This is a genomic window from Pseudomonas sp. (assembly GCF_050739995.1).
Taxonomy (GTDB): domain Bacteria; phylum Pseudomonadota; class Gammaproteobacteria; order Pseudomonadales; family Pseudomonadaceae; genus Aquipseudomonas.
Genome location: NZ_JBOICG010000460.1, coordinates 1 through 2247, shown reverse-complemented (window position 1 = coordinate 2247; position 2247 = coordinate 1). Strand labels below are relative to the sequence as shown.

The 2247-nt window shown below is 58.9% G+C and carries 3 protein-coding genes; all 3 read left to right on the top strand.

The annotated features are described in order from the left end of the window. A partial coding sequence (fadA, locus tag ACRESD_RS15340) for an acetyl-CoA C-acyltransferase FadA (protein ID WP_431751696.1) occupies positions 1-999 on the top strand: 999 nt, incomplete at its 5' end. Positions 1000-1097: 98 nt separating this feature from the next. Then, positions 1098-1334, top strand: a complete 237-nt coding sequence (locus ACRESD_RS15335) for a DUF1653 domain-containing protein (protein ID WP_115485924.1) — start codon at positions 1098-1100, stop codon at positions 1332-1334. Between the two features lie 114 nt (positions 1335-1448). Continuing rightward, positions 1449-2247 (top strand): DNA topoisomerase (locus ACRESD_RS15330; protein ID WP_431751695.1); only part of this gene is annotated, 799 nt, incomplete at its 3' end.

Genomic DNA, 2247 nt, shown 5'->3' with positions numbered 1-2247 from the left:
GGCTGCGTCAACCAGACCCTGGAGCAGGGCTGGAACATCGCGCGCATGGCGTCGCTGATGACCCAGATCCCGCACACAGCCGCCGGCCAGACTGTCAGCCGCCTGTGCGGCTCGTCGATGAGTGCGTTGCACACTGCCGCCCAGGCGATCATGACCGGCAACGGTGATGTGTTCGTGGTTGGTGGTGTGGAGCACATGGGCCACGTCAGCATGATGCACGGCGTCGACCCTAACCCACACATGTCGCTGTACGCGGCAAAAGCTTCGGGCATGATGGGCCTGACCGCAGAAATGCTTGGCAAAATGCACGGCATTACCCGCGAAGCCCAGGATGCGTTCGGCCTGCGCTCCCACCAGTTGGCCCACAAGGCGACCGTGGAAGGCAAGTTCAAGGATGAAATCATCCCGATGAACGGCTACGACGAGAACGGTTTCCTGAAGCTGTTCGACTACGACGAAACCATTCGCCCGGACACCACCCTGGAAAGCCTGGCGGCCTTGAAGCCGGCCTTCAATCCAAAGGGCGGCACCGTGACAGCCGGTACTTCGTCGCAGATCACCGATGGTGCTTCGTGCATGATCGTGATGTCGGCGCAGCGTGCCCAGGACCTGGGTATCCAGCCGATGGCCGTGATCCGTTCGATGGCCGTAGCGGGTGTAGACCCGGCGATCATGGGCTATGGTCCAGTACCGGCCACACAAAAAGCCTTGAAGCGCGCGGGCCTGACCATCAACGACATCGACTTCTTCGAGCTCAACGAAGCTTTCGCCGCACAGGCCCTGCCAGTGCTGAAAGATTTGAAAGTACTCGACAAGATGAATGAGAAGGTTAACCTGCACGGCGGTGCAATTGCCCTGGGCCACCCATTCGGTTGCTCCGGTGCGCGTATCTCCGGCACTTTGCTTAACGTGATGAAGCAAAATGGCGGCAACCTTGGGGTTGCAACCATGTGCATTGGTCTCGGCCAAGGCATCTCCACCGTCTTCGAACGCATCTAAGTGTTGGGGTGACGGAAAGCCGGGGCCCAGTGCCCCGGTTTTTGTTTTTTGGCGGTTTTGTATTTTTTTTTTAACAAATTTTGTAAGAGGGCCAGAGCATGAAAGTCGAACCAGGGCTCTACCAGCATTATAAAGGTCCGCAGTACCGTGTTTTCAGTGTGGCGCGGCACTCCGAGAGCGAAGAAGAAGTGGTGTTCTACCAAGCACTGTATGGCGATTACGGCTTTTGGGTGCGCCCATTGAGCATGTTCCTGGAGACCGTCGAAGTTGACGGCGAGCAAGTCCCGCGCTTTGCTTTGGTCCAGGTCGAACCCAGTCTTTTTTCAGGGCAATAACGGCAGGCCGCGCAGAATGCTGCGCTTGACCTCACCTTGTTGCCACTATATATAGCGTTGCCGCGACAGGCGCCAACTGCCTTTCACTTCTCGAATTCAGGAATTTTCCGATCCATGGGCAAATCGCTGGTCATTGTGGAATCCCCGGCTAAGGCCAAGACCATCAACAAGTACTTGGGCAACGAGTACGTGGTGAAGTCGAGTATCGGCCATATCCGAGACCTGCCCACCAGCGGTTCGGCTAGCGCCAGCAAGGAGCCTGCTGCCAAGCGCGGCAAGGCGGCTGCGGGCGAAGGTCCGGTGCTCAGCCCTAAAGAGAAAGCGCGCAAGCAGCTGGTCTCGCGCATGGGTGTGGACCCGGATCATGGCTGGAAGGCCAAGTACGAGATCCTTCCTGGCAAGGAAAAGGTCATTGAAGAGCTGCGCCGGCTCGCCAAGGATGCTGACACCATCTATCTCGCAACGGACTTGGACCGCGAAGGGGAAGCCATTGCCTGGCACCTGCGGGAAGCCATCGGCGGTGATGACAGCCGCTACAAGCGTGTGGTGTTCAACGAAATCACCAAGAAAGCCATCCAGGAAGCCTTCTCCAAGCCGGGCGAGCTGGACATCGACCGCGTCAACGCGCAACAGGCCCGCCGTTTCCTCGATCGCGTCGTGGGTTACATGGTCTCCCCACTGCTGTGGGCCAAGATCGCCCGTGGCCTGTCCGCTGGCCGTGTGCAATCGGTTGCGGTGAAGCTGGTGGTGGAGCGTGAGCGCGAGATCCGTGCGTTCAACCCCGAAGAGTACTGGGAAGTTCACGCTGACCTCGGCACCGCCAAGGGCGCCAATGTGCGCTTCGAAGTGGCCCGTGAGAAAGGTGAGGCCTTCAAGCCGCTGAACGAAGCCCAGGCCATGGCCGCGCTGGAAA

Excerpts from the sequence above, each read along its gene's own strand:
- ACRESD_RS15335 (WP_115485924.1), top strand. The coding sequence starts at position 1,098 with ATGAAAGTCGAACCAGGGCTCTACCAGCATTATAAAGGTCCGCAGTAC.